The sequence below is a fragment of the Bradyrhizobium cedriense genome, from assembly GCF_054602315.1.
Genome location: NZ_JBTSWB010000004.1, coordinates 71,519 through 95,333, shown reverse-complemented (window position 1 = coordinate 95,333; position 23,815 = coordinate 71,519). Strand labels below are relative to the sequence as shown.

Here is a 23,815-nt window from a genome sequence, read left to right as displayed (position 1 = left end):
TTTCAGGTCGAGGCGTCGAATGCCGCCAACACATGGCGCGGAAGTGATCGCGGCGCAATCAGCATGGCGTCGAATCGCAATTCGAATTCGGCATGCTCGGGATGCGCTGCGAGCCAGCCTTGCGCGGCGTCGATGATGCGCTGCTGCTGGCGCGGCGTCACGGCGAAGGCGGCGTCATCCAGCGTCGCCCGCGCCTTGACCTCGACGAAGGCGATCAGATTGCGGCGTCTCGCCACGATGTCGATCTCGCCATGCGGGGTGCGGTAGCGCTTGGCGAGGATGCGGTAGCCCTTGGCCATCAGATAGGCCGCGGCGCGGCTCTCGGCGGAAATCCCGGTGTGGAACGCGGCGACGCGTTCGGGCGAGGCGACCTTCGGTTCCCCGGGGATCTCAGACTTCGCCATCGCCGCCTCGAAGATCCTTTGCGAGCTCGAGCGCACGGGCATAGACCTCGCGGCGCGGCCGGCCCGACAGCGCGACCGCATGGGCCACGGCGTCCTTGACGCTGTTTGCGGCAAGCTGCTCGCGCAAGAGCCCATCGAGCGCATCCGATGCCAGCACGTCGGCGCCCGCTGCGGGCGGGCCGATCACCAGAACGAACTCACCACGCGTCTCCGGCGCATCGGCTTGACGCGCGAACTCGGCGAGGGGCGCGCGCCTGACCTCCTCGTGCAACTTCGTCAGTTCGCGGCAGACCGCGGCCTCGCGTTCGCCCATGATCTCGGCGAGATCGGTCAAGGTGGCCTGCATCCGGTTGCCCGATTCGAACATCACCAGCGTTGCGTCGATGCGCGCAAGCTCGGCCAGGCGTGCGCGGCGGGCCGCGGATTTCGCCGGCAAGAAACCTTCGAAGAAGAAGCGGTCGGTCGGAAGAGCGGCGACCGACAGCGCCGCCAGCACCGAGGATGGGCCGGGCAGCGCATACACGGAATGACCGGCGGCGCAGACCTCGCGGACCAGCTTGAAGCCGGGATCGGAGATCAGCGGCGTGCCGGCGTCCGAGACCAGCGCGACCGAGCCGCCTTGCGCCAGTGCCTCCAGAAGCTTCGGGCGCGCCGCTTCCGCATTGTGCTCGTGATATTGCCTGAGCGTTGCTGCGATGGCGTAGCGTTCGGTCAGGCGGCGCGTGATGCGGGTGTCCTCGCAGGCGATGACGTCGACGCCGGCGAGCGTCTGAAGCGCCCGCAGGGTGATGTCGCCGAGGTTTCCGATGGGTGTCGCGACCAGATAGAGGCCCGGCGCGGCCTTCGGCGCCGCGAGCCGATGGGCGTCGATCGAGAAACCCCGCGAGGCGGCGTCTTGAGCTTCAGACGTATTTATCGGAGCCGGCTTTGCGCGCATAATGAAGTCAACTTAGGCACGATCCGCAGGGCTGGGAACCGGCTGGTCGAAAAAGATCGTGCCGAGGTGAAGGGGTGAGGAACGGACGGGAATGTGATCGATCCAGGTCACGTCGGGAGGGAATGAGGGCCCTCGCGCCATATTCACGACGGAAACGCCGCCTTGATGCTGGACGAGTGACGGCGAACAGCTGCCGGGACGGGAAAGCAGTCGCGTTAAGCGGTTGTTATCCTTTTGTTTTGGTTAACTGTTTGCCGACAATATGCCTGAATCCGCGGCTTGTGTCGCGGAAGGAATGTCGTGACCGGCGGGCGATGGCCGGTGAGAAGAGAAGCTGCCATGGTGGGCCCGCGTCATCCAAAATCTCCCGTTCCGGGCTCCCGATTGTCGGGGGCGACCCGGCGCAGTGCGCTCGGCCTGTTGCTCGGCGCGCCCGTGCTGTCGGCCTGCGCAGGCGTGCAACAGAGTCTCAGCCAGTTCTCCAACCCGTTCTCGAGCTCCGCGCCGCCGGCCCAGCCGGCAGGTCCTCCGCAGCAGGCGACGACCGCCGGCACCGGCGGGGTGAAGGTCGCGGTGATCCTGCCGCTCTCCGCCGCCGGCAACGCCGGCCTCGCGGCGCAATCGATGCGTAACGCCGCCGAGATGGCGCTGGCCGAGTTCCAGAACCCGAACATCCAGCTCCTGATCAAGGACGACAATGGCAGCCCGCAAGGCGCACAAGCCGGCGCGCAGCAGGCGGTCGACGAGGGCGCCGAGATCATCCTGGGACCGCTGTTCGCGCAGTCGGTGCCCGCGGTGGCACAGGTCGCGCGCACGCGCGGCATTTCCGTCATCGCGTTCTCGACCGATTCCAGCATCGCCGGACGCGGCGTCTATCTGCTCAGCTTCCTGCCGGAGTCCGACGTCAACCGCATCGTCGAATATTCGGGCAGCATCGGAAAGCGCTCCGTCGCCGTGCTCGTGCCCGACAACGCCTATGGCAATGTCGTCGAGGCCGCGGTGAAGGCGGCGGTGCCGCGGCGTGGCGGGCGCATCGTCGCCTTCGAGAAATACGGCGCCGATCGCGCCACCCCGGCGCGCACCGTCGCGCAGCAGCTGGGCAGCGCCGACGCGCTGTTCATTGCCGATGACGGCGATGCCGTCGTCTCGGTGGCGGATGCGATGACGGCGGCGGGTGCGAACCTGCGCAACATCCAGCTGCTTGGCACCGGCCTGTGGGACAATCCGCGCGTCTATGCCAGCGCCGCGCTCCAGGGCGGCCTCTACGCCGCGCCCGACCCGGCCGGCTTCCGCGCCTTCTCCGGTCGCTACCGCACCAAATATGGCGGCGAACCGGTGCGTACCGCGACACTCGCCTACGACGCGGTCGCGCTCGTCGCCGCACTCGCGCGCACGCAAGGCACCACGCGCTTCTCGCCCGACGTGCTCACCAACCCTTCGGGCTTTGCCGGCATCGACGGCCTGTTCCGCTTCCGCGCGGATGGCACCAATGAACGTGGGCTCGCGGTGATGAAGGTGACGCAGGGTGGCGGCGTTGCGGTGGCGGGCTCGCCGAAGAGCTTTGGGGCGTAGTCTTCATCCGCATATTTCTTACTTGGTCTCTCATCCCCTTTTGGGAATAGGAGAAAGCGTCTGCTAGGAAGTAGCAGGAAGCTAGATTCGCCGGCCGTCGCGCTTGGTCGAGAAGCTAGTCGATAGGGATTGCCTCTTCTCGAATCTGGAATCTGCAGGCTTGGAAAGCGATGAGAGAACAGAGACAGGGTTGACTTGCTGCGGTCTGTTTTCGAAATACGTCTATATCGCGGTTGTGCCATGACCATCGTTCCTTCGTCCAAGCGATACCGCCTGTATTTCGATGAGACAGGTACTGGCGATATCAAGGCACATGAAAAGGACGCCAATCAGCATGCCCACCTTCCGCCCGATGGTCAGGTCCGACATGCCGCTGATCCGGCGGTGGCTGGACGCGCCGCATGTCGCCGAATGGTGGCATGATCCAGAGACACTCGAATTCATCGGCGGTGATCTCGATCATCCTGACCTGGCGCAGTTCATCGTCAGCAAGGACGGTCGGCCCCTGGCCTATCTGCAGTGCTACCAGCTCGGCGAATGGCACCTCAGCTTCGGTCCACAGCCGGTAGGAACACGCGGCCTCGACCAGTTCATCGGCGAGGCCGACATGCTCGGATGCGGCCACGGCTCCGCTTTCATCCGCGCGTTCATCGACGAGCTCTTCGCGCGCGGTGTGCCGCGCATCGCGATCGATCCGAATCCCGCCAACAAGCGTGCGATCCGTGCCTATGAGAAAGCCGGATTTGTGCCGCAGCATGTCATTGTCACCCCCGACGGTCCCGCACTCCTGATGATCCGAGACCCATGACGCTCGCCGCGACCCCCGCCGCCAAGACCACATTTCCGCCGCTCGCCTGGGTCGGCATCGCGCTGCTACTGCTGGCGCTGCAGGCCTCGATCCTGCTCGCGATGGGGCGCGTGCCGATCTGCACCTGCGGCACCATCAAGCTCTGGCATGGCCTGGTGAACAGCTCGGAAAACTCCCAGCAGATCGCCGACTGGTACACATTCTCGCACGTCCTGCACGGCTTCCTGTTCTACGGCCTCACCTGGCTGCTGTTCGCACGGCTGCCGTTCCTGCCTTTGTCCTGGCCGGCCCGGCTGATCGTCGCCATGCTGATCGAGGGCGCCTGGGAGATCGTCGAGAACTCACCTCTCATCATCGAGCGATACCGCGCCGGCACGATCTCGCTGGATTATTACGGCGACAGCATCATCAATTCGGTCTCGGACAATCTGGCCATGATCCTGGGGTTCCTCGTCGCGCGCGTACTGCCAGTCACAGCGACCGTCCTGCTCGGGCTTGCCTTCGAGATCATGCTGGCGCTCCACATTCGCGACAATCTGACGCTCAACATCCTGATGCTGATCCATCCGATCGAGGCCGTGAAACAATGGCAATCGGGGCCGCCGATCATCTGACCTAAAATGCAGCTTGTCCTTGGCCGCCTCCCGCCCTAGCTAAACAGACATGACAGACTTCTCTCCCCGCGAAATCGTTTCCGAACTCGACCGCTTCATCGTCGGCCAGGGCGACGCCAAGCGCGCCGTCTCGATCGCGCTGCGCAATCGTTGGCGGCGGCAGCAGCTCACCGGCTCCTTGCGCGAAGAGGTGCTGCCGAAGAACATCCTGATGATCGGCCCCACAGGCGTCGGCAAGACCGAGATCGCACGGCGATTGGCAAGGCTCGCAAACGCGCCGTTCCTGAAGGTGGAAGCCACCAAGTTCACCGAGGTCGGCTATGTCGGCCGGGACGTCGAGCAGATCGTCCGCGACCTCGTCGAGGTCGCGATCGCCCAGGTGCGCGAGAAGAAGCGCAAGGACGTGCAGGCGCGGGCGCAACTCGCGGCCGAGGAGCGCGTGCTCGATGCCTTGGTCGGCGCCAATGCGAGCTCCGCGACGCGGGAGTCGTTCCGCAAGAAGCTGCGCGCCGGCGAGCTCAACGACAAGGAGATCGAGGTCGAGACGCAGTCGTCCGGCGGCGGCATGCCGATGTTCGAGATCCCCGGCATGCCCGGCGCGCAGATGGGCGCGATCTCGATCGGCGACATCTTCGGCAAGCTCGGCGGCCGCAGCAAGACACGACGGCTCACGGTGGAGAGCTCGCACGAGATTCTCGTCAACGAGGAATCCGACAAGCTCCTGGACACCGAGCAGCTGACGCTCGAGGCGATCAGCGCGGTCGAGAACAACGGTATCGTGTTCCTCGACGAGATCGACAAGATCTGTGCGCGTGACGGACGCGTCGGCGGCGACGTCTCGCGCGAGGGCGTGCAGCGCGATCTGCTGCCGCTGATCGAGGGCACCACCGTCTCGACCAAGCACGGCGCGGTCAAGACCGACCACATCCTGTTCATTGCCTCCGGCGCCTTCCACGTCGCAAAGCCGTCCGACCTGCTGCCCGAATTGCAGGGCCGCCTGCCGATCCGCGTCGAGTTGCAGGCACTGACCCGCGACGACATGCGCCGCATCCTGACCGAACCCGAGGCCTCGCTCATCAAGCAATACGTCGCCTTGATGCAGACCGAGGGCGTGACGCTCGACATCACCGACGGCGCCATCGACGCGCTCGCCGACGTCGCGGTTGCCGTCAACTCCACCGTCGAGAACATCGGCGCGCGGCGGCTCCAGACCGTGATGGAGCGGGTGCTGGACGAGATCTCCTTCACCGCTCCCGACCGCAGCGGCGAGACCGTCACGGTGGATGCCGATTTCGTGCAGAGGCACGTCGGCGACCTCGCCAGGAACGCGGATCTCAGCCGGTTCATTTTGTAATTCGGGCGGTCACGCTATTGATGCGGCGTGACCGTACGCATCCTGCAAAATCCCTGGCGGCTTCTGCTCGCGATCAACGTCGCCGTCCTCGTCGGCGTCTTCATCCACAAGATCCAGCTGCCGCCTTACGTCCCCTACATCCACCTTCTCGTCGACTACCATTTCGGTTTCATCAAGCGCGCGTTGATGGGAGCTATCGTCGCGCTGTTCACGGACAAGGTACCGGTCTGGCTGGTATTCGCGCTCGGCGGAGCGACGTGGCTGCTGACATCAGCTCTCTATGCAAGGCTGTTTCAGAAGACCTTCGGCTTCACCGCACGAACGCTGCCGCTGTTCGTCTTCACCGCGGGCTCGCCGTTCTTCCTGAAGAACTTCATGCACACGCTCGGCCATTTCGACATCTACGGCTGCGCGCTCGCGCTCATCCTGCTGCTGATGCCGGCGAGCTCGCTGCTGTTCGTTGCCACGGCCGCACTGTTCTCGATCATTCTCGTGCTGATCCATCACATCCATCTCCTGATGTACGTGCCGACGATCATCATCATCGTCATGATCAGGCACTACCTGACCCATGGCTTTGGCCGCAGCAACGTCGGCTTTGGTGTGGTCGCTCTCGTCGTCGTCTCCGCGCTGTTCTTCGCCGCGCAATTTCTGGGAACGATGCCGATCCCGGAAGTGGATTTTGTCGGCTATCTGAAGGGCCGGATGGCCGATCCATCGCGGACCGACCTGCTGCAATTCGCCTACATCTGGTATCAGCCCCTGGCGAAGGAGATATCGGACACCTGGGGCCGCCTGCCCCACAACATCCTCGGCGTGCCTGTGTTCGCGCTTCTGATCTGGCTGCATGCGCCGCTGTGGCGCTATCTTGCGCGCCTGATCGGCGAGCTCGCGAACGAGGCGCACCATCGCCTCATCATTGCGGCGCTGATCGGAATCAGCCTCGCCTATCTCGTGATGTTCGCGATGGTGTTCGATTATTCGCGCTGGATCTCGAACTTGGCGGTCTGCATGTTCCTGATCCTGCATGCAGTGAAGATGCTGCCGGCAAAGCAGCAAGCTGCGCTGATTCCGGCGGAGGATCGCAACACGAACATCTTCGGCCTGATCGTCACGCTGATCCCACGCGTCGGAATCAACCGGCCGTTCTGATGGCGCAAACTCGGAGAAGGTGCGCTCCCTCTCCCGCCTGAGAGGGTTGGGGAGAGGGCTTTCTCCGCGAGCGAGAACCCCCAAGAGGAGAGAACCCTCACCCGCCGCGCTTCGCGCGTCGACCTCTCCCGCAAACGGGAGAGGCAAGAGGAGTCCGGGGCTGGCTTGATTCCGCTAAAACCTCGCCCGTCGGATTCGCACGTACAGCGCACCCTCGCCGCCGTGGCCGATATGGGCGGTCTCGAAGCCGACGACGAAGGCGCGGAATTCCGGCAGGCTCAGCCATTCCGGCACCTGGCGGCGGAGCACGCCGCTCTCGCCGCCGCTGCGTCCCTTGCCGGTGATGACGAGCACGAAGGTCAAGCCGTCGTGATGGGCGCGGTGGAGGAACCCGGCCAACGCGCGATGGGCGCGCGTCTGGGTCATGCCATGCAAATCGAGCCGGGCCTCGATCTCGCTGCGGCCGCGCGAGAGCTTTGTCCGCTCGCGCTTGCCAAGCGGCGCCAGGGGCGGGACGGACGGCTTCGTCACGCGCGGTGCCGGCGCGGCGGCGATGGGCCGCGGCGATGACGCGGGTCGCACGGCCGGACCGGTGGATGATGGCTCAGGGCGCGGCGTGGACGGCGCCTTTGCCGCGCGCCGCTTCCTGAGCGGCTTGACCTGCTTCGAAACGAGATCCCACAGCTCGCGCTCTTCCTCGCTCAGCGCACGGCGGCGCGGCGAGGGGCGAGGCTCCAGCACGGGCGGGCGGGACGATCGCTTCATTGTTGCCGATGAGGACGATTCTTCACCGGCCGCCGGGGCTCTGACTCGGGCTCGATCGCGGGACGCGGCACCGGCAGCGGAACGGGACCGGCGATGGCAACCGTATCGTTCTTGCCTTGCGCCGCGGCGGCGGGCGTGCCCGCCTTTGCCGGATCGGTTTGCGGATAAAGCTTTGCGATCTTCTCCGAGGGCCTGGGATCCGGGACCGGCAGCCGCGCGCCGCGCGCGCCGGGATCGAGGCTCTTCGGCACCAGCATCACGAAACGCATGGGATGGCGCAGCCGCCCGGAGACACGGCCGGCCTCCTGGCCAGCTCCGAAAAAGAGATCCGCGCGCGCGGGACCGATGATGGCCGAACCGGTGTCCTGCGCGATCATCAGCCGGCGGAACGGCGTCTTGGCACGTTCGGAGTCGATCGGCAGCTCGCCCTCGATGAAGAACGGCGTACCGTAGACATGCAGCGATTTGTCGACGGCGATCGAGCGGCCGGCCGTCAACGGAATGCCCTGCGCCCCCACCGCCTCCTCCTTGTCGGAGAGGTTGACCTCGCGGAAGAAGATGTAGGCACGATTGGCGCGGCGCAGCTCCTTGGCGCCGTCGGGGTTCTGCGCCATCCATTCCCTGATCTTCTGCATCGACATCTCCTCTTTCGGGATGATGCCGCGCTCGATCAGGATCCGTCCGACGGCGGTATAGGGGTAGCCGTTATAGGCGTCGTAATTGAGCCGGACCGTGCTGCCGTCCTCGAACTTGATCCGCGCCGAGCCCTGGATCTGGGCGAACAGGAGATCGGTCGGGTCCTTCAGCCAGGCAATCTCGAGCCCGCGGCCGGCGATCTTGCCGTCCTCGATCTCGCCGCGGTCGTAATAGGGCACCAGCTTGCGACGCCCGATCTTGCGATAGACCGGGCCCTTGTTGGGCAGGCTGAGCGAATCCTGCTTGTAGCCGCGCACGAACAGGTTCGAGGGACGGCGATAGACCGGCACGTTGTAGACATCGGTCTGCGTGCGCGATCCCTCCAGCACCGGCTCGTAATACCCGGTGACGAAGCCGTCGGGCTCGCCGAGGCGTGAGATGCGCAGCGGCGCAAAATTTTCCTCGAAGAAGGCCTTGGCCTTGGCGTCGTCGGTGAGATCGAGCGTTTTGGCGGCCCGGCAAGGCTCGCTCAGCGAGGCGCCCAGGGCCTTGGGTTCGAAGGCCTTGGGTTCGGCCGCGCCGTTCTGCGCATTGATCGGCCGGCAGCTGGCGCGGAACGTCTTGTAGGCGGCAAGATGATTGTCCTCGTCCCAGCCCTTCACGTCCGACCAGGCCAGCGGCAGATATTGAGCGCCGGGAATTTCGAACGGCAGGGAGAGCTGCGGATAGGGCAAGGCCCGCGGCGGAGCGGCAGGCGTTCGCGGAAGGTGATGGTGATGGCTGCGATGGTGGCGCCGTGCCGCCTCGGCGCCGAGCGAAAACGATGACAGCGCGACGGCACCCGCGCAGAGCGCCGTCGCGCCGGCCTTCAGAAAGACCTTAATTCGCGCTTCCGGTGCCAACCAGCTTCCAGTTCGGATCGCGAGAGGTGATGTCGCGGGCGAAAGTCCAGATATCGGTGATGTCGGCGACAGTGTCGGCGCTGCCGTCGACGATGTTGCCGGCCTTGTCGCGGGTGGCAGAGATCATCTGCGAAACGAAGCGCACGGTGAGCTGGGCGCTCCGGTCGCGCAACTCGGCGCCGACGAGCTCGGCCTTGTCGATCGAGACGAAGCGCGTCTCGGTCTTCTGTTCGTTCTTCTCGCGTTCCTTGATCGCGGCGTCGAAGCTTTCATAGACGTCGGACGACAACAGGTCGCGCAGCGCGCGGCGGTCGCCGTTGGCGAAGGCCAGCACGATCATCTCGTAGGCGCCGCGGGCGCCCGAGATGAAGTGGCGCGGGTCGAAGGTGGAATCCTTCTCGAGGATGGCATCGAGGCCCTGCGCAAGCGCAGTGCCCGGCTCGGCCAGCCCCTTCCAGCGGTCGGTCGGCGGGACAGGCTCGGCCGTGGGTGCCAGCGGGGCCTGGTCGATCACCTTGCCCGGCATGGTCACGACGTTGTTGTCCTGGGCACCGCCCAGCGCATTGCGGGCGGCGGTTCGATCGAACGGCGGCCGCTCATTGCCGGTGCGCTGCCCGAGCACGCTGCGCAGCCGCAGAAAGATGAAGACCGCGAGCGCCAGGAAGATGATGGTATAGATGTCCACGTCGTATTCGCTTTCTGGTCTGTGCTCTGGGTCTTCGCTTTGGGGTCGTTGCCGGGAAAATCAATCCGGCCAGTAGACCGTTCCCTACGGAAACGGCAAGTCTACATCGCCATTTGGGTCCACGTCTGGTCCGGGGGATGTAGGCACGAAATCTTGCCGGGCCAATGGCGCCTTTTGGCACAGTAGCAAGTGTAGCGCGTTTTATGTTTAAGGGGAAACCCGATCGTGCCCGGAAATCGCGCATCTTCAAGCGTTTAAGGCCGGATATCGCGTAAAGGGCAGGATGAACGTCCAAGGTGCAGGGCGCAGGCCGGATTCTCGCTCCGGAACCGTTCGTCCTTGTAGAACGAGGCGGCCTTATGTTAGCCAACCGCCGCGAAATTCAGCCCCAATCGGGTAAGGAGAGACTTTCATGACCAACGGTAACGGCACCCCTCCCGAGGCGGCCCAGGCTCCCCAGCTCAACGTGCTGGCGCAATATACCAAGGACCTTTCGTTCGAAAATCCCAACGCGCCGGGCTCGCTCCAGCAGCAGAGCCAGCCGCCGCAGATCAACATCCAGATCAATGTGAGCGCCAACAACCTCAGCGAACAGGAGTTCGAGGTGACGTTGTCCGTCGAGGGCAAGGCCGAAGCCGCGGGCAAGGTGATGTTCTCGTTCGAACTCGCCTATGCCGGCGTGTTCCGGATCGCCAACGTGCCGAAGGAGAACCTGCATCCGCTGGTCATGATCGAGTGCCCGCGTCTGCTCTTCCCGTTCGCCCGAGAGATCATCGCGACCGCCGTGCGCGACGGCGGGTTCCCCCCGCTGATGCTGGATCCGGTCGATTTCGTCGGTCTCTACCGCCAGAACATGGAGCGGCAAATGGCCGCTCAGGGCCAAGCCGGTCAGGCCTGACCGGCCGCCAAGGCAGCAACTGGAGCGGGCAGGTACTCGTTCCAGATCGCCTTGTCGCCGAGCGTTGCGATGAAGGCCCGGTGGGCTTCGCGCTCTGTATCCGAAATCCGCGGCGCGAGCGGCACCGAACGCTGCCGCCGCGGCGCATCGCCGGCGGCATTGACGCGGATCTCCTCGGATTCCGAAGCCAGCAGGAGCTGGGACTGCCGCGCCCCGACCAGGTCGACATAGACTTCAGCCAGCAGCTCGGCGTCCAGCAGCGCGCCGTGCTTGGTGCGGTGTGAATTGTCGATCGCGTAGCGTGAGCAGAGATCGTCGAGCCGGTTGGACACGCCGGGATGCTTGCGCCGGGCCAGCAGCAGGGTATCGACCAGCCGCTCGCGCGGGATCGCGGCGCGTTTGATCCGATCGAGCTCGGCATTGATGAAGCTGATGTCGAACGAGGCGTTGTGGATCACCAGCGGCGCGTCGCCGATGAACTCCAGAAATTCGTCGACGACTTCGTGGAACAGCGGCTTCGTCGACAGAAATTCGCTCGACAGGCCGTGCACTGCAAAGGCTTCCGCCGGCATGTCCCGTTCCGGATTGATGTAGACGTGAAAGCTCTGCCCCGTCGGCATGCGGTTGAACATCTCGACACAGCCGATTTCGACCAAGCGGTCGCCGCGAAGCGGATCGAGGCCGGTCGTTTCGGTGTCGAGGACGATTTCGCGCATGTCTTGATAGCCGTGTGAGCCGGCGAATCAGGCTCGCCGCTGCGGCATCTTAACGACCTCGGCCAGGATGTGCGCGATTTGCGCCCGCACCGGGTCAAGTCCGTGTGACGTATCCACTACGAAATCTGCGCGTTTGCGCTTCTCGGCATCGGGCATCTGCTTGGCGATGATGGCGTCGAGTTTTGCCTCGTCCATCGTGCCCCGCGCCAGCACCCGCTCGCGCTGCAGTTCCGGGCTGGTCGAGACCACGACCACGGCATCGACCCGCTTCTCGCCGCCGGTCTCGAACAGCAGTGGAATGTCGAGCACAACGACCGGCGCGTTGGCGGCCTCGGCGTCGGCAAAGAACTTCTGCCGGGAGACACCGAGCATCGGATGGACGATCTGCTCGAGCTGCTTGATCGCCGCAGAATCGTGCACCACGCGCGCGGACAATTTCTGCCGATCGACCTTGCCGTTCGCGGTCGTGCCGGGAAAGGCAGCCTCGATCGCAGGAGCCGCATCGCCTTCATAGAGTTGATGAACAGCGGCATCGGCGTCGTAGACGGGAACGCCGGCCTCCGCGAACAGTTTCGCGGTGGTGGATTTGCCCATCCCGATCGAGCCGGTCAGTCCGAGAATCCGCATCGAGCCATCGCCATGTCTGTCGTCACACCGCAACTAGCCGCTCGCGGCGCAGGAACGCAAGCAGCGGCAGCAGCGGCAGACCGAGAATGGTGAAATGATCGCCCTCGATGCGCTCGAACAGATGGATGCCGAGGCCCTCGAGCTGATAGGCACCGACGCTGGTCGTGACGGCGTCGCCGGCGGCATCGAGATAGGCTGACAGCTCCGCCTCGGTCATCTGCCGCATGGTCATGCGGGCAATCGAAACATCCTCGAATACAATCTTTCCGTCACGCGCCACTGCCACCGCCGAATTCAGCTCGTGGCGGTTGCCGGCGAGCTCGCGCAGCTGTGCCATCGCCTGGGGACGGCCGGCGGGCTTGTTGAAGAGACGATCTCCCAAAGCCAGCGTCTGGTCGGCGCCGATCACGTGGCTTCCAGGATGAAGGACCGATACGGCCTTGGCCTTCTCGCGCGCCAGCAGCAGCGCGATCTCGCGCGGGTTCGAAAGCCTGGACGTGGACTGGATGCCACGCTCGTCGATATCGGCCGTGATGGCCTTGAATTCGAGCCCGGCATTGGCCAGCAGCATTTTTCGCGCACTGCTCTGCGAGGCCAGGATCAACGGAGACGTGCCGAGCCACAGACCCATCGCCGGATCATTCCGAGGGCCGGTTGCGCTGGCGATCGCTGTAGAGCTTCATGATCGCCGCCGCGGTCTCCTCGATCGAACGTCGCGTGACGTCCAGCAGCGGCCAATCATGCTTGGCACTCAGCTTGCGTGCGAACGCGACCTCCTCGGTGACCGACTGCTTGTCAGTGTAGTTTTCGCTGCCGGACTCGGCGCCCATGGAGAGCAGGCGGTTCTGCCGGATCTGGATCAGGCGCTCTGGCGTCGCGTGCAGGCTCACCACCAGCGGGCGCGTCAGTGTCTCCAATTGCGAGGGCACCGGAATGCCGGGAACCAGCGGCACGTTGGCAGTGCGTATGCCGCGATTGGCAAGATAGATCGATGTCGGCGTCTTCGATGTCCGGGACACACCGACCAGAACCACGTCGGCATCGTCGAGGCCTTCGACATGTTGGCCGTCGTCGTGAATCATCGTGTAGTTCAGCGCGTCGATACGCTTGAAATATTCGGCATTGAGCACGTGCTGGGCGCCGACGCGGCCCGTGGTCGCGGCGCCGAGATAGGCTTCGAACAGCTGCATCACCGGCCCGATGATCGACAGGCTGGGAACATTGATCTGCTTGCACTTGTCCTCGAGCCTGGCGACCAAATCCTTCTCGAGCAGCGTGAACAGCACGATTCCCGGCGCCTCCTCGATCTCGTCGAGCACGCGGTCGAGCTGCTTCTGGCTGCGCACCAGCGGATAGACGTGCTCGACCGGCGTCACGTTGGCGTATTGGGCCGCGACCGCGCGCGCCACGGTGATGAGCGTCTCACCGGTGGAGTCGGAGACCAGGTGCAGATGGAAATAATTGTTCGAGGTCGGCACAGAAACTCTTTGTATGAGGGCGGGGCGGTTTGTGGATTTCTGTGGAGCTTAACCCCTTGGAAAGGGATGTGCGACACCAGGGGCGGGACAACGGCCGATTTTCTTCACAGCGCTGCCCTTGAGAACAAGTTCGGCGCCTGGCGATGAGAAAAGCGGGATTGCGCGGATAACCGTATTGATAAGCTGCCGATGGACAAGCGCAAGCCCTTGAGTCCGGACGGCTTATCCAAGCGGTCCGAACCCGCGCCGGATATGTTGATGAATGTGAACAATCGGGCGTGAAGCGGCGGACGGAATTGTGTGAGTCCAATCCACGGTCACACAGACTCAAACCTTAAGATTCTAGAATTTTAAGGTTTAGAAGAGCCAAGCACGCGGATATGTGTGTGCACTCAAATCTATGAATGAATTCTTACCGGACTCGTTCCATCCACTGTTCGGTGAAACAGGGCGCTTTCGATCGACATCTCGGTTCAGGTCGAAGGCGCAAAGCAAGACACGGGAGGCTGCCGGCATGTACGAGTGGATCAAGGCGCTGCACGTGATCGCGGTCATCTCCTGGATGGCTGGCATGCTCTATCTGCCGCGGCTGTTCGTCTACCATTGCGAGGCCGATATCGGGTCGAAGCAGTCGGAAACGTTCAAGATCATGGAACGCCGATTGCTCAAGGCGATCATCAATCCGGCCATGATCGTGACCTGGGTAGCCGGCCTCTATCTCGCCTGGTCCGGCCATTGGTTTTCATCCGGCTGGCTGCACGTAAAACTGGCATTGGTCCTGGCGATGTCTGCGGTCCACGGCTTTTTCTCCCGCTGGCTGAAGGATTTCGCTGCCGACAGGCGCCCGCGAACCCAGAAATTCTATCGAATAATCAATGAGGTACCGACCGTTCTGATGATCGTCATCGTCGTGATGGTAATCGTGAAGCCGTTCTAGGCAGGGCGCGCGACGATTAGCTCAGCGCTTCGGCTTGCGGAGCAGGGAGCGATTTTCTATATTGTCGACATCCCACCCAACGCAGGCGGATGTGGTCGTGTCCGAGCCTTCCAGAGGCCGGACACCGCATCAGGTTTGAAGCCTCAACCGGCACTCACCTTGCCAGACCTGCGGACCTTACCTTCTCACGTCCGCATTTCAGAGCCTCCTCGCACCCCCCTCTTTTCAGGTTACCCCACAGGACCACCCCAATGCGGGAAATTAAACTTCAGGACCTCAAGTCGAAGACCCCGGCTGAGCTCGTCTCGTTCGCGGAAGAGCACGGGGTCGAGAACGCCAGCACCATGCGCAAGCAGGAGCTGCTGTTTGCCATTCTCAAGCAACTTGCGCTCGCGGAAACCGACATCGTCGGCGAGGGCGTTGTCGAGGTGCTTTCCGATGGCTTCGGCTTCCTCCGTTCGCCCGATGCGAATTATCTTCCGGGGCCGGACGACATCTACGTTTCGCCGTCGCAGATTCGCCGTTTCGGCCTGCGCACAGGCGATACCATCGAAGGCCATATTCGCAGTCCGAAAGAGGGCGAACGCTACTTTGCGCTGCTGAAGGTCAACACGCTCAATTTCGAGGATCCGGAAAAGGCCAAGCACAAGGTCAATTTCGACAACCTCACGCCGCTCTTCCCGAATCAGCGTTTCCGCATGGAGATCGACGATCCGACGCGGAAAGACCTGTCTGCACGCGTGATCGATATCGTCGCGCCGATCGGCAAGGGCCAGCGCGCGTTGATCGTCGCGCCGCCGCGAACCGGTAAAACAGTGCTGATGCAGAACATCGCACATTCGATCACGCACAATCATCCCGAATGCTATCTGATCGTGCTGCTGATCGACGAACGTCCCGAGGAAGTCACGGACATGCAGCGTTCGGTGAAGGGCGAGGTCGTGTCCTCGACCTTCGACGAGCCGGCGGTGCGTCACGTGCAGGTCGCCGAGATGGTCATCGAGAAGGCCAAGCGCCTCGTCGAGCACGGCCGCGACGTCGTGATCCTGCTCGATTCGATCACGCGTCTGGGTCGTGCCTACAACACCGTGGTTCCGTCATCAGGCAAGGTCCTGACCGGCGGTGTCGACGCCAACGCGCTGCAACGTCCGAAGCGCTTCTTCGGTGCCGCCCGTAACATCGAGGAGGGCGGCTCGCTGACCATCATCGCGACCGCGCTGGTCGATACCGGCAGCCGCATGGACGAGGTCATCTTCGAAGAGTTCAAGGGCACCGGTAACTCCGAGCTGATCCTGGACCGCAAGGTCTCGGACAAGCGCACCTTCCCGGCGATCGACATCTCGCGCTCGGGCACCCGCAAGGAGGAGCTCATCACCGATCCGCAGGTGCTCAAAAAGATGTACGTGCTCCGCCGTATCCTGAACCCGATGGGCACGATGGACGCGATCGATTTCCTGCTCGACAAGCTGCGCTCGACCAAGAGCAATTCGGAGTTCTTCGAGTCGATGAACACCTGAGTGCAGTGCAGCAAAGGATTGAAGGGCGCCTTAGGGCGCTCTTTTCTTTTCTTTTGTATCTCTTGTGCAGGCTTGCTGCGGCGCCGGTGCAACATGACGTGCGCCTGTCACCCCATCTAGCTCCCTCGTAAGGCATTGACAAAACAACGTAATCCTGGCTTCTGCAAAGCCCAGCCCGGCTGAAGGGCTGATTCCGCAGCAAAATCCATCTTATATTGCATTGCAGCATGAAGTGTTGCTGCGTCCCAAGGTGCAGCACGGGCCGGCGCCTCACCCGCCGCAAACGGATATTTGCCTTTTCCCTGGCGGACGGACAAATAGGCGATGCATCCCCGAGAACAGACCATCTTTGCGCTGTCGTCCGGTCGTCCGCCGAGCGCGCTCGCTGTGGTGCGCGTCTCGGGCCCGCAAGCTAGGCTGGCACTGACGGCGCTGGCGGGGAAGATGCCGGCGCCGAGGCGGGCGAGCCGCCGGCTGCTCCGCGACGGGGCAGGCCAGCCCATCGACGACGCGGTCGTGCTCTGGTTTCCAGGTCCGGGCAGTGCGACCGGCGAGGACGTCGCCGAGTTCCACGTCCATGGCAGCCGCGCGGTGTTGACGGCGCTCTTCGCCGCGTTTTCGGTCGTTCCGAATATGCGGGCCGCCGAGCCCGGCGAGTTCACGCGGCGTGCGTTCGAGAACGGCAAGCTCGACCTCACCGAGGCGGAGGGCCTCGACGATCTCATTCACGCCGACACCGACCGCCAGCGTCGTCAGGCGCTGCGCCAATTGCAGGGCTTGCTTGGCAATCGCGCCCGCGACTGGCGCGAGCGCATCATTGAGGCCTCGGCCCTGATCGAGGCCGGCATCGACTTTTCCGACGAGGGGGATGTGCCTGCCGAGCTGCTGGCGCCGGCGAAGAAAGCGATCAGAGCCCTCCACGACGAAATCGAAAAAGTGCTTACGGCACAGGGACAAGCTGAACGCCTGCGCGACGGACTCGTGGTTGCCATCGCCGGCGAGCCGAACGTCGGCAAGTCGACGCTGATCAACCAGCTTGCGCGGCGCGAGGTCGCGATCGTCTCGCCTCATGCCGGCACCACGCGCGACGCGATCGAGGTGCAGCTCGATCTCGACGGCTATCCCGTTACTGTCATCGACACCGCCGGCATTCGCGAGACCGATGATCCCGTGGAGCAGGAGGGCGTGCGTCGGGCCCGTGCGCGAGCCGGAGACGCCGACCTGGTCCTGTGGTTGGTGGAGGGTGGCCAAGCGATCGACCCGGGAGCCATGTCGCTTCGGAAATCCGGTGACGGTGCTGCCACGACGGGCGGCTCGGTCTGGATTGTCCGGAACAAGATCGATCTCGGCGGGGGCGAGGGACCCGTGATGCCCGGCGAGTTCGCGATCTCCGCGAGCCGGGGCGACGGCATTCGGGAGCTGGTCGAGGCGCTCGTGACGTTCGCCGGTAGCTTCTTCGGGATGACCGAGGGTGCATTGGTGACCCGGGCGCGGCATCGGGATTTGCTGCGCCAGGCATCGGACAGCTTGCGCCGGAGTCTGGAGCTTGTAGAAGACGGTGAAGAGCTGGCGGCCGAGGAACTGCGAGCCGCCGCCTTTGCCTTGGGCCGGCTGTTGGGCCGAGTAGACGTCGAGGACGTCCTCGGGGCGATCTTTCAGAAATTCTGCGTCGGGAAGTAGCGCTAGTTCTTCATGCTAGAACTAGAGCTTCCATTTCTTCCTGTTTCACGTGAAACAGGAAGAAGAAGGTTCTAGCCGTTTCACGTGAAACGTCACGGTAGCTTGGTCCGTGATTTGATGGAGGAGTGGAGCGAAGGGCCGTCGCCACGTGTCTCGTTATTGTGAGAAGTGACGAATCATCGCCGATCGTTCCCCGGAATCCTGGGTTCAGCGGACCTATCACTGCATGAGGCGATATTGGTCTTCATCGATTGCGCAGGATCGTAGCGCCTTCTCGGAGGCCGTTCGGTTTGGCTTTCCCATATTTGTTTCACGTGAAACAGCAATTCCTTCAACACTCTTTCTACTGTGCATGGGGTTGTTTTCGCGAAAAGCCATTGCCGCCATGGGGCTGCTGTTTCACGTGAAACAAGCCCGCCCTGAGTTTCCACTTCCGGCTTCTTCCGCCCTGGGATAGAAGTCCGCTCATGCGAACAGAGCGAGCAAGTTTCGACGTCATCGTGATTGGCGGCGGCCACGCCGGCTGTGAAGCCGCGGCTGCCGCTGCGCGAATGGGGGCGACGACCGCTCTGGTGACGCATCGTTTCTCGACGATCGGCGCGATGTCCTGCAATCCCGCCATCGGCGGTCTCGGAAAAGGTCATCTGATCCGCGAAGTCGACGCTCTCGACGGATTGATGGGCCACGTGGGCGATGCCGGCGGCATCCAGTTTCGCGTCCTGAACCGCCGCAAGGGTCCGGCAGTCCGGGGTCCTCGCGCCCAAGCGGATCGGAAGCTCTACGCGGCAGCGATGCAGACCGCGATCCGGGAGACCGAAGGCCTTGCCGTGATCGAAGGCGAGGCCGACGAGCTGATCGTGGCCGAAGGGCGGGTCACAGGTCTTCGCCTGGCTGATGGCCGGGAGCTTCGGGCAGGGGCCGTTGTGGTCACCACGGGCACCTTCCTGCGCGGTCTGATCCATCTCGGTGAGAGGAATTGGCCCGCTGGACGTGTCGGCGAAGCTCCTGCGCTGGGCCTGTCCAGCTCCTTCGAGCGTGCCGGCTTCGCCCTCGGGCGCCTCAAGACTGGCACGCCGCCCCGTTTGGACGGCACTACGATCGACTGGTCCGCAGTCGAGATGCAGCCTGGAGACGAGCCGCCGGAGCCGTTCTCCGTAATGACGGAGCGGATCACGAATCCGCAGATCCAATGCGGGATCACCCGGACCACGGCCGCCACCCATGAGGTGATCCGGGCTAATGTCCATCGCTCCCCGATGTACTCCGGCCAGATCAAGAGTTCAGGACCGCGCTATTGTCCCTCGATCGAGGACAAGATCGTCCGCTTCGGTGACCGCGACGGCCACCAGATCTTCCTGGAGCCGGAAGGGCTCGACGACAGCACTGTTTATCCCAACGGCATCTCGACCTCGCTCCCGGAGGAGGTCCAGCTTGCGATCCTCGCCAGCATCCCAGGCCTGGAGCGGGTGAAGATGGTGCGGCCGGGCTACGCGATCGAGTACGACCACATTGATCCCCGCGAGCTCGATCCGACCCTGCAAACCAAGCGGCTGCGCGGCTTATTCCTGGCCGGACAGATCAACGGCACCACAGGATACGAAGAGGCGGCCGGGCAGGGCATCGTGGCCGGGCTGAACGCCGCCTTGGCCGCCAGTGGTGCCGCGCTGACGGTGTTCGATCGGGCAGATGGCTATCTCGGTGTGATGATCGACGATCTCGTCACCCGGGGAATCAGCGAGCCCTATCGGATGTTCACCTCCCGGGCCGAGTACCGGCTGACACTGCGGGCCGACAATGCGGACCAGCGTCTGACCGAGAAGGGAATCGCCTTGGGATGCGTTGGCAGCGCCCGAGCGCAGCATCACCGCGCCAAGATGGATGCCCTGAACGCGGCCCGGATGCTGTCGAAGTCACTGGCCATCACTCCGAACGAGGCGAGCAAGCACGGCCTGTCCCTGAACCGGGACGGCCAACGCCGGTCGGCCTTCGAGTTGATGGCCTATCCAGAGATCGGCTGGAGCCAGGTCCGCGCGATCTGGCCGGAGTTGGCGGCGATCGATCCAGTGATCGCCACCCATCTTGAGATCGACGCGAAATACGACGTCTATCTGGAGCGTCAGAGCGCCGACGTCGAAGCGTTTAGGCGCGACGAGGGGATGGCGCTGTCTGAGGTTGACTACCAGCTCGTCCCGGGCCTTTCCAATGAGGTCCGGGCCAAGCTGGAGAAGGCGCGGCCTTTCACCGTCGGCCAAGCCGGCCGCATCGACGGCATGACGCCGGCGGCGCTGGGTATTCTCGCCGCTTATCTCCGACGCGAAGCACGGAAGACTTCCAAAGCAATTGCATAGGCGTTTCACGTGAAACAGCGCGGATCGGGCGGGGACAGACCGCTATCGCGACGACCCGGGGGAGGCGCCGCCGCGCGCCCACCCGAATCGACACCGGTCCGAGCGAGGATCGACAAGGCGAGCGCCAACGATCGGTCGCTGGACGCTATCATCGCCGACGACAAGGCCGCGGCGCTCAAGCTCGCGCCCGTTTCACATGAAACCGAGGCCAGGCTCGATCTCTATATCGCCCTGCTGCGCGAATGGCAGGCGAAGACCAATCTGGTCGCGCCTTCGACCTTGCCGCATCTGTGGACGCGGCACATCGCGGATTCGCTTCAGCTGATTGATCTTGCGCCGGCGGCAAAACGCTGGGCCGACCTCGGCAGCGGTGGCGGCTTCCCCGGCGTCGTCCTGGCCTGCGCCTTGGCGGGGAGGCCGGGCGCGAGCGTCCACTTGGTCGAGCGAATCGCAAAGAAGGCGGCTTTCCTGCGCGAAGCGATTCGCGTCACCACATCTCCGGGAGTCGTACATCTCGCTGAGATCGGGGATAATGTGGATAGAATCACCGGCCCTGTCGATTGCGTCACCGCGCGCGCATTGGCTCCGCTACATCAACTTATCGGCTTCGCGGAGCCGCTGATGCGCCTAGGCGCAAAGGCGCTATTTCCGAAGGGTCAAGATGTAGAGGCCGAATTGACCGAAGCCGCTAAATATTGGAATATTAAGCCGCAGCTCCACCCTAGCCGTACAGGCGACGGCTGGATCGTGGAGCTGACGTCCGTCGAACGGCGCGGGTGAGGCGTTCAGGGGTGAGTGGGGAAATTTCGATGAGCGTGATTGACGAGCCGCAGCAAGAACAGACCACCCAGGAACAGACCGCCGAGGTCCCGCACGGCCACCCGCGCATTCTCGCGCTCGCGAATCAGAAGGGCGGCGTGGGAAAAACAACCACAGCGATCAATCTCGGAACGGCGCTCGCGGCGATTGGCGAGCGCGTCCTCATTGTCGATCTCGATCCGCAGGGCAATGCCTCGACCGGGCTCGGCATCGATCGCCGCAACCGCTCCTGCTCGACCTACGACGTGCTGATCGGCGAAGCCCCCTTGCGCGAAGCGGTGGTCTCGACCGCAGTGCCCCGGCTGCACATCGCGCCCTCGACCATGGATCTCTCCGGCCTTGAGCTCGAGCTCGGCACCACGCCCGGACGTGCCTTCAAGCTGCGCGACGCCATCGGCGCGCTCAACAACAACGTCTCGCCGGACGCCGACTACACCTATGTGCTGATCGACTGCCCACCCTCGCTCAACCTGCTCACGGTGAACGCGATGGCGGCGTCCGACGCGATCCTGGTGCCGTTGCAATGCGAGTTCTTCGCGCTCGAAGGTCTGTCGCAATTGCTCCAGACGGTGGAGCAGGTGCGCTCGACGCTCAATCCGAACCTGTCGATCCACGGCATCGTGCTGACCATGTTCGACTCGCGCAACAACCTCTCGAACCAGGTCGTCGCCGACGTCCGCCAGTTCATGGGTGAGAAAGTCTACAAGACCATGATCCCGCGCAACGTGCGCATTTCGGAGGCGCCGTCCTACGGCAAGCCGGTGCTGGTCTACGATCTCAAATGCGTCGGCAGCGAAGCCTATTTGCGGCTCGCCACCGAAGTGATCCAGCGCGAGCGCGAGCTGCGCGTTCCGCATTAGCGATGCCGTAGGGTGGGCAAAGGCGTCTTCGCCGTGCCCACCATCTTCCGCAAAAAACTGGTGGGCTCGCTACGCTTTGCCCACCCTACGACAATTCAGTTCTGGAGTGCTGCACCGTGAATCCAAGGGAGCTGGCGATGGCCGACGAAGCGCGTTCGCGATTGGGCCGAGGTCTTGCGAGTCTGATCGGGGATGTCGGCGGCGAGGCTCAGCACGTCGATCGTCCGCGCGCGCAGCGCAAGGTGCCCATCGAATTCATCAAGCCCAACCCACGCAATCCGCGCCGCACCTTCTCGGAGACCGAGCTCAAGGAGCTCTCCGACTCCATCAAGCAGCACGGCGTGATCCAGCCGATCGTGGTGCGTCCGGTGAAGGGTGCGCAGGACCGTTACGAGATCATCGCGGGCGAGCGGCGCTGGCGCGCCTCGCAGCTCGCCGGCCTGCATGACGTGCCGATCGTTCCGGTCGACATCAGCGACAGCGACGCGCTGGAGTTCGCGATCGTCGAGAACGTGCAGCGCGAAGATCTCAACCCGATGGAAGAGGCGCAGGGCTATCACGCGCTCGCCAATGAGTTCAAACGCAGCCAAGACGATATCGCCAAAGTCGTCGGCAAGAGCCGCAGCCACGTCGCCAACATGATGCGGCTGACGAAACTGCCGGCCGAGGTGCAGGCCTACATCGCGACCGGCGAATTGACGGCCGGCCACGCTCGCGCGCTGATCGGCGTCCCCGATCCGCTTGCCGCCGCCAAGCGCATCGTCGAGGAGGGGCTCAACGTGCGCCAGGCCGAGGCCCTGGCTCACGAGGAAGGCGTGCCCGAGCGCAAGCCGCAGAAGGCGCGCAGCACCGGGGGCAGGGAAAAGGACCCTGATACGATCGACCTGGAGAAGCGTGTCAGCGACGCGCTGGGTCTCAAGGTCACCGTCAATCATCGCGATCCCGGCGGCTCCGTGCAGATCAACTACCGCAACCTCGATCAGCTCGACGAGGTGATGAAGCGGCTTGCGAAGGGCGCGCTGTAGTCTTCGCCGTCAATCCAGCTTCGCGAAGCGAAAAGATCGAGCTGGCGCAGCTCAGCTCCGCCGCTTTGCGTTCGCGGCGATCGCCATCAGTGCGCGCTGGGCGATCGCCGCGGCGAGGGTGGATTGCTTGCGGGTGTCGAGTGCGGCGGTTGCGAGCTGCTCGATGATGCCGGCGAGCCGCGCCGGGCTGAAATTGCGCAGCGCGGTTTCGACCGCTGGCTTCCGCGAGAAATGCAGGCGCGGAAAGCCGCCGTCGAGCACCGTCGAGGCCGGCGTGCCGTCGGCGATCGCGAGCGCGGATTTGTGCAGCCAGGCGGCCTGGCGCTGTGCGGCGGAGATGATCACGCCGGGATAGGTTCCGGCGATCATGGCCTTGGCGAACTCGCTCTCGACGATGTCGGGCCGCCCGGCAAAGGCGCCGTCGACGATCGGATCGAGTTTCAGCTCTGACGCATCGGCGACCACGGCCATGACGTCATCCAGCGTGACCTCGCCCTTGCCGTGGGCGTAGAGCGTCAGCTTGCGGAGCTCGTTGCGCGAGGCCTGGCGGTCGCCGCCGAGGAATGACATCAGCGCCGCGCGGGCGTCCTGCGCGATCCGCAAGTTCGCGATGCGGAGCTCGTCATCCATCAGCCTGGCAAGATCGCGCTCGGTGTCGGGATAACAGCCGATCGCCACGGCCGTCTTGGCGCGCTCGCAAGCCTTGCGCAGCGGCGATTCCGGGCGGAGCTCGCCGGCCTCGATCACGATGCGGCAATCCTTCACGTTCATCCCGGCCAGCGTGTCGATGCCGCTGGCGAAGCTGCGCGAGCCGGCGCGAACGCGGATGGCGCGGCGGCCGCCGAACAGCGGCACCGTCATGGCTTCGTCCACGAGGCGCGAGGGCTCGGCGGAGAGCTCGTCGCCGTCCAGCCTGACCAGCGAGAACGGATCGTTGGGATCGTCGACGGCCGATGCGATCAGCGCATCGGCGCGCTCGCGCACGAGGCCGGCATCGGGACCGTAGAGCAGGATGATCGGACGGGCCGCATCGGGCCGGGCGAGAAAGGCGTCGATCTCTTTTCCACGCAGTGCGACCATC

Annotated in this window: 23 protein-coding genes; 13 read left to right on the top strand and 10 right to left on the bottom strand. The window is 64.0% G+C overall.

Annotation, left to right across the window (positions count from 1 at the left end):
* Positions 1-2: 2 nt before the first annotated feature.
* Positions 3-404 (bottom strand): YraN family protein, encoded by a 402-nt coding sequence (locus ACYCVF_RS17135; protein ID WP_459598190.1) that lies wholly within the window; start codon positions 402-404, stop codon positions 3-5.
* Positions 391-1,341 carry a 16S rRNA (cytidine(1402)-2'-O)-methyltransferase gene (gene rsmI, locus ACYCVF_RS17130; RefSeq protein ID WP_459598188.1) on the bottom strand — a complete coding sequence of 317 codons (951 nt, stop codon included), beginning with the start codon at positions 1,339-1,341 and terminating at the stop codon, positions 391-393. The genes ACYCVF_RS17135 and rsmI overlap by 14 nt, the downstream gene beginning before the upstream one ends.
* A gap of 339 nt (positions 1,342-1,680) precedes the next feature.
* On the opposite strand from rsmI, the gene ACYCVF_RS17125 reads away from it, so the two are divergent.
* The 5 genes from ACYCVF_RS17125 (at position 1,681) to ACYCVF_RS17105 (ending at position 6,841) form a co-directional block, all read left to right on the top strand.
* Positions 1,681-2,913 (top strand): penicillin-binding protein activator, encoded by a 1,233-nt coding sequence (locus ACYCVF_RS17125; protein ID WP_459598186.1) that lies wholly within the window; start codon positions 1,681-1,683, stop codon positions 2,911-2,913.
* 334 nt (positions 2,914-3,247) lie between these two features.
* Positions 3,248-3,721 carry a GNAT family N-acetyltransferase gene (locus tag ACYCVF_RS17120; protein WP_459598184.1) on the top strand — a complete coding sequence of 158 codons (474 nt, stop codon included), beginning with the start codon at positions 3,248-3,250 and terminating at the stop codon, positions 3,719-3,721.
* Entirely contained in the window at positions 3,718-4,335 is a 618-nt protein-coding gene (locus tag ACYCVF_RS17115; protein ID WP_459598182.1) for a DUF2585 domain-containing protein, read from the top strand. Before ACYCVF_RS17120 ends, ACYCVF_RS17115 begins: the two co-directional genes overlap by 4 nt.
* A gap of 49 nt (positions 4,336-4,384) precedes the next feature.
* Complete coding sequence (gene hslU / locus ACYCVF_RS17110) at positions 4,385-5,689, top strand: ATP-dependent protease ATPase subunit HslU (RefSeq protein ID WP_459598180.1); 1,305 nt, start codon at positions 4,385-4,387, stop codon at positions 5,687-5,689.
* Between the two features lie 27 nt (positions 5,690-5,716).
* Positions 5,717-6,841 carry a hypothetical protein gene (locus tag ACYCVF_RS17105; protein ID WP_459598178.1) on the top strand — a complete coding sequence of 375 codons (1,125 nt, stop codon included), beginning with the start codon at positions 5,717-5,719 and terminating at the stop codon, positions 6,839-6,841.
* Positions 6,842-7,015: 174 nt separating this feature from the next.
* Here ACYCVF_RS17105 and ACYCVF_RS17100 read toward each other — a convergent pair whose 3' ends face one another.
* From ACYCVF_RS17100 to ACYCVF_RS17090, 3 genes are read right to left on the bottom strand one after another with little or no spacing between them, the layout of a single operon-like run.
* Positions 7,016-7,606, bottom strand: a complete 591-nt coding sequence (locus ACYCVF_RS17100) for a Smr/MutS family protein (protein WP_459598176.1) — start codon at positions 7,604-7,606, stop codon at positions 7,016-7,018.
* Positions 7,603-9,144, bottom strand: coding sequence for a murein transglycosylase A (gene mltA / locus ACYCVF_RS17095; protein ID WP_459598174.1), 1,542 nt, complete (start codon positions 9,142-9,144; stop codon positions 7,603-7,605). Before mltA ends, ACYCVF_RS17100 begins: the two co-directional genes overlap by 4 nt.
* A complete protein-coding gene (locus ACYCVF_RS17090; protein ID WP_459598172.1) occupies positions 9,122-9,829 on the bottom strand; it encodes a Tim44/TimA family putative adaptor protein in 708 nt (235 codons plus the stop codon). Before ACYCVF_RS17090 ends, mltA begins: the two co-directional genes overlap by 23 nt.
* Positions 9,830-10,241: 412 nt before the next feature.
* Between ACYCVF_RS17090 and secB the strand changes: the two genes are divergently transcribed.
* A complete protein-coding gene (gene secB, locus ACYCVF_RS17085) occupies positions 10,242-10,727 on the top strand; it encodes a protein-export chaperone SecB (RefSeq protein WP_459598170.1) in 486 nt (161 codons plus the stop codon).
* Here secB and dnaQ read toward each other — a convergent pair.
* Genes dnaQ through ACYCVF_RS17065 form a run of 4 tightly spaced genes read right to left on the bottom strand, consistent with a single transcriptional unit; the run spans position 10,718 to position 13,548 of the window.
* Positions 10,718-11,443, bottom strand: coding sequence for a DNA polymerase III subunit epsilon (gene dnaQ, locus ACYCVF_RS17080; RefSeq protein WP_459598169.1), 726 nt, complete (start codon positions 11,441-11,443; stop codon positions 10,718-10,720). The genes secB and dnaQ overlap by 10 nt on opposite strands.
* A gap of 27 nt (positions 11,444-11,470) precedes the next feature.
* Positions 11,471-12,070, bottom strand: coding sequence for a dephospho-CoA kinase (gene coaE, locus ACYCVF_RS17075; RefSeq protein WP_459606565.1), 600 nt, complete (start codon positions 12,068-12,070; stop codon positions 11,471-11,473).
* A gap of 22 nt (positions 12,071-12,092) precedes the next feature.
* Positions 12,093-12,701: a Maf family nucleotide pyrophosphatase gene (locus tag ACYCVF_RS17070; RefSeq protein ID WP_459598166.1), complete on the bottom strand. Its 609-nt coding sequence runs from the start codon at positions 12,699-12,701 to the stop codon at positions 12,093-12,095.
* Between the two features lie 7 nt (positions 12,702-12,708).
* Positions 12,709-13,548 carry a pyruvate, water dikinase regulatory protein gene (locus ACYCVF_RS17065; protein WP_459598164.1) on the bottom strand — a complete coding sequence of 280 codons (840 nt, stop codon included), beginning with the start codon at positions 13,546-13,548 and terminating at the stop codon, positions 12,709-12,711.
* Between the two features lie 514 nt (positions 13,549-14,062).
* Here ACYCVF_RS17065 and hemJ point away from each other — a divergent pair.
* The 7 genes from hemJ to ACYCVF_RS17030 all read left to right on the top strand — a co-directional run bounded on the left by hemJ (position 14,063) and on the right by ACYCVF_RS17030 (position 22,734).
* The gene (gene hemJ / locus ACYCVF_RS17060) at positions 14,063-14,485 is read left to right on the top strand and encodes a protoporphyrinogen oxidase HemJ (protein WP_459598162.1); all 423 of its coding nucleotides are present in this window, start codon (positions 14,063-14,065) and stop codon (positions 14,483-14,485) included.
* 251 nt (positions 14,486-14,736) lie between these two features.
* The gene (gene rho, locus ACYCVF_RS17055) at positions 14,737-16,002 is read left to right on the top strand and encodes a transcription termination factor Rho (RefSeq protein WP_135165699.1); all 1,266 of its coding nucleotides are present in this window, start codon (positions 14,737-14,739) and stop codon (positions 16,000-16,002) included.
* A gap of 324 nt (positions 16,003-16,326) precedes the next feature.
* Positions 16,327-17,682 carry a tRNA uridine-5-carboxymethylaminomethyl(34) synthesis GTPase MnmE gene (gene mnmE, locus ACYCVF_RS17050; protein WP_459598159.1) on the top strand — a complete coding sequence of 452 codons (1,356 nt, stop codon included), beginning with the start codon at positions 16,327-16,329 and terminating at the stop codon, positions 17,680-17,682.
* A gap of 467 nt (positions 17,683-18,149) precedes the next feature.
* Positions 18,150-20,030, top strand: coding sequence for a tRNA uridine-5-carboxymethylaminomethyl(34) synthesis enzyme MnmG (mnmG, locus tag ACYCVF_RS17045; RefSeq protein ID WP_459598157.1), 1,881 nt, complete (start codon positions 18,150-18,152; stop codon positions 20,028-20,030).
* A 138-nt stretch (positions 20,031-20,168) separates the two neighbouring features.
* Positions 20,169-20,810, top strand: coding sequence for a 16S rRNA (guanine(527)-N(7))-methyltransferase RsmG (rsmG, locus tag ACYCVF_RS17040; protein WP_459599648.1), 642 nt, complete (start codon positions 20,169-20,171; stop codon positions 20,808-20,810).
* 29 nt (positions 20,811-20,839) lie between these two features.
* Entirely contained in the window at positions 20,840-21,709 is an 870-nt protein-coding gene (locus ACYCVF_RS17035; RefSeq protein WP_459598155.1) for a ParA family protein, read from the top strand.
* Between the two features lie 137 nt (positions 21,710-21,846).
* Positions 21,847-22,734 carry a ParB/RepB/Spo0J family partition protein gene (locus ACYCVF_RS17030; RefSeq protein ID WP_459598153.1) on the top strand — a complete coding sequence of 296 codons (888 nt, stop codon included), beginning with the start codon at positions 21,847-21,849 and terminating at the stop codon, positions 22,732-22,734.
* 51 nt (positions 22,735-22,785) lie between these two features.
* On the opposite strand, the gene holA is transcribed toward ACYCVF_RS17030, so the two are convergent.
* Positions 22,786-23,814 carry a DNA polymerase III subunit delta gene (holA, locus tag ACYCVF_RS17025; RefSeq protein WP_459599646.1) on the bottom strand — a complete coding sequence of 343 codons (1,029 nt, stop codon included), beginning with the start codon at positions 23,812-23,814 and terminating at the stop codon, positions 22,786-22,788.
* Between the last annotated feature and the right edge of the window lies 1 nt (position 23,815).

What these genes read in the sequence shown, in the direction of transcription:
- holA (WP_459599646.1), bottom strand. Translation starts at nt 23,814, where the DNA reads ATGGTCGCACTGCGTGGAAAAGAGATCGACGCCTTTCTCGCCCGGCCC.
- ACYCVF_RS17120 (WP_459598184.1), top strand. Translation starts at nt 3,248, where the DNA reads ATGCCCACCTTCCGCCCGATGGTCAGGTCCGACATGCCGCTGATCCGG.
- coaE (WP_459606565.1), bottom strand. Translation starts at nt 12,070, where the DNA reads ATGCGGATTCTCGGACTGACCGGCTCGATCGGGATGGGCAAATCCACC.
- rho (WP_135165699.1), top strand. Translation starts at nt 14,737, where the DNA reads ATGCGGGAAATTAAACTTCAGGACCTCAAGTCGAAGACCCCGGCTGAG.
- ACYCVF_RS17115 (WP_459598182.1), top strand. Translation starts at nt 3,718, where the DNA reads ATGACGCTCGCCGCGACCCCCGCCGCCAAGACCACATTTCCGCCGCTC.
- hemJ (WP_459598162.1), top strand. Translation starts at nt 14,063, where the DNA reads ATGTACGAGTGGATCAAGGCGCTGCACGTGATCGCGGTCATCTCCTGG.
- ACYCVF_RS17070 (WP_459598166.1), bottom strand. Translation starts at nt 12,701, where the DNA reads ATGGGTCTGTGGCTCGGCACGTCTCCGTTGATCCTGGCCTCGCAGAGC.
- ACYCVF_RS17035 (WP_459598155.1), top strand. Translation starts at nt 20,840, where the DNA reads ATGAGCGTGATTGACGAGCCGCAGCAAGAACAGACCACCCAGGAACAG.
- ACYCVF_RS17030 (WP_459598153.1), top strand. Translation starts at nt 21,847, where the DNA reads ATGGCCGACGAAGCGCGTTCGCGATTGGGCCGAGGTCTTGCGAGTCTG.
- ACYCVF_RS17100 (WP_459598176.1), bottom strand. Translation starts at nt 7,606, where the DNA reads ATGAAGCGATCGTCCCGCCCGCCCGTGCTGGAGCCTCGCCCCTCGCCG.
- mnmG (WP_459598157.1), top strand. Translation starts at nt 18,150, where the DNA reads ATGCGAACAGAGCGAGCAAGTTTCGACGTCATCGTGATTGGCGGCGGC.
- hslU (WP_459598180.1), top strand. Translation starts at nt 4,385, where the DNA reads ATGACAGACTTCTCTCCCCGCGAAATCGTTTCCGAACTCGACCGCTTC.
- secB (WP_459598170.1), top strand. Translation starts at nt 10,242, where the DNA reads ATGACCAACGGTAACGGCACCCCTCCCGAGGCGGCCCAGGCTCCCCAG.
- ACYCVF_RS17125 (WP_459598186.1), top strand. Translation starts at nt 1,681, where the DNA reads ATGGTGGGCCCGCGTCATCCAAAATCTCCCGTTCCGGGCTCCCGATTG.
- rsmI (WP_459598188.1), bottom strand. Translation starts at nt 1,341, where the DNA reads ATGCGCGCAAAGCCGGCTCCGATAAATACGTCTGAAGCTCAAGACGCC.
- dnaQ (WP_459598169.1), bottom strand. Translation starts at nt 11,443, where the DNA reads ATGCGCGAAATCGTCCTCGACACCGAAACGACCGGCCTCGATCCGCTT.
- ACYCVF_RS17135 (WP_459598190.1), bottom strand. Translation starts at nt 404, where the DNA reads ATGGCGAAGTCTGAGATCCCCGGGGAACCGAAGGTCGCCTCGCCCGAA.
- mnmE (WP_459598159.1), top strand. Translation starts at nt 16,327, where the DNA reads ATGCATCCCCGAGAACAGACCATCTTTGCGCTGTCGTCCGGTCGTCCG.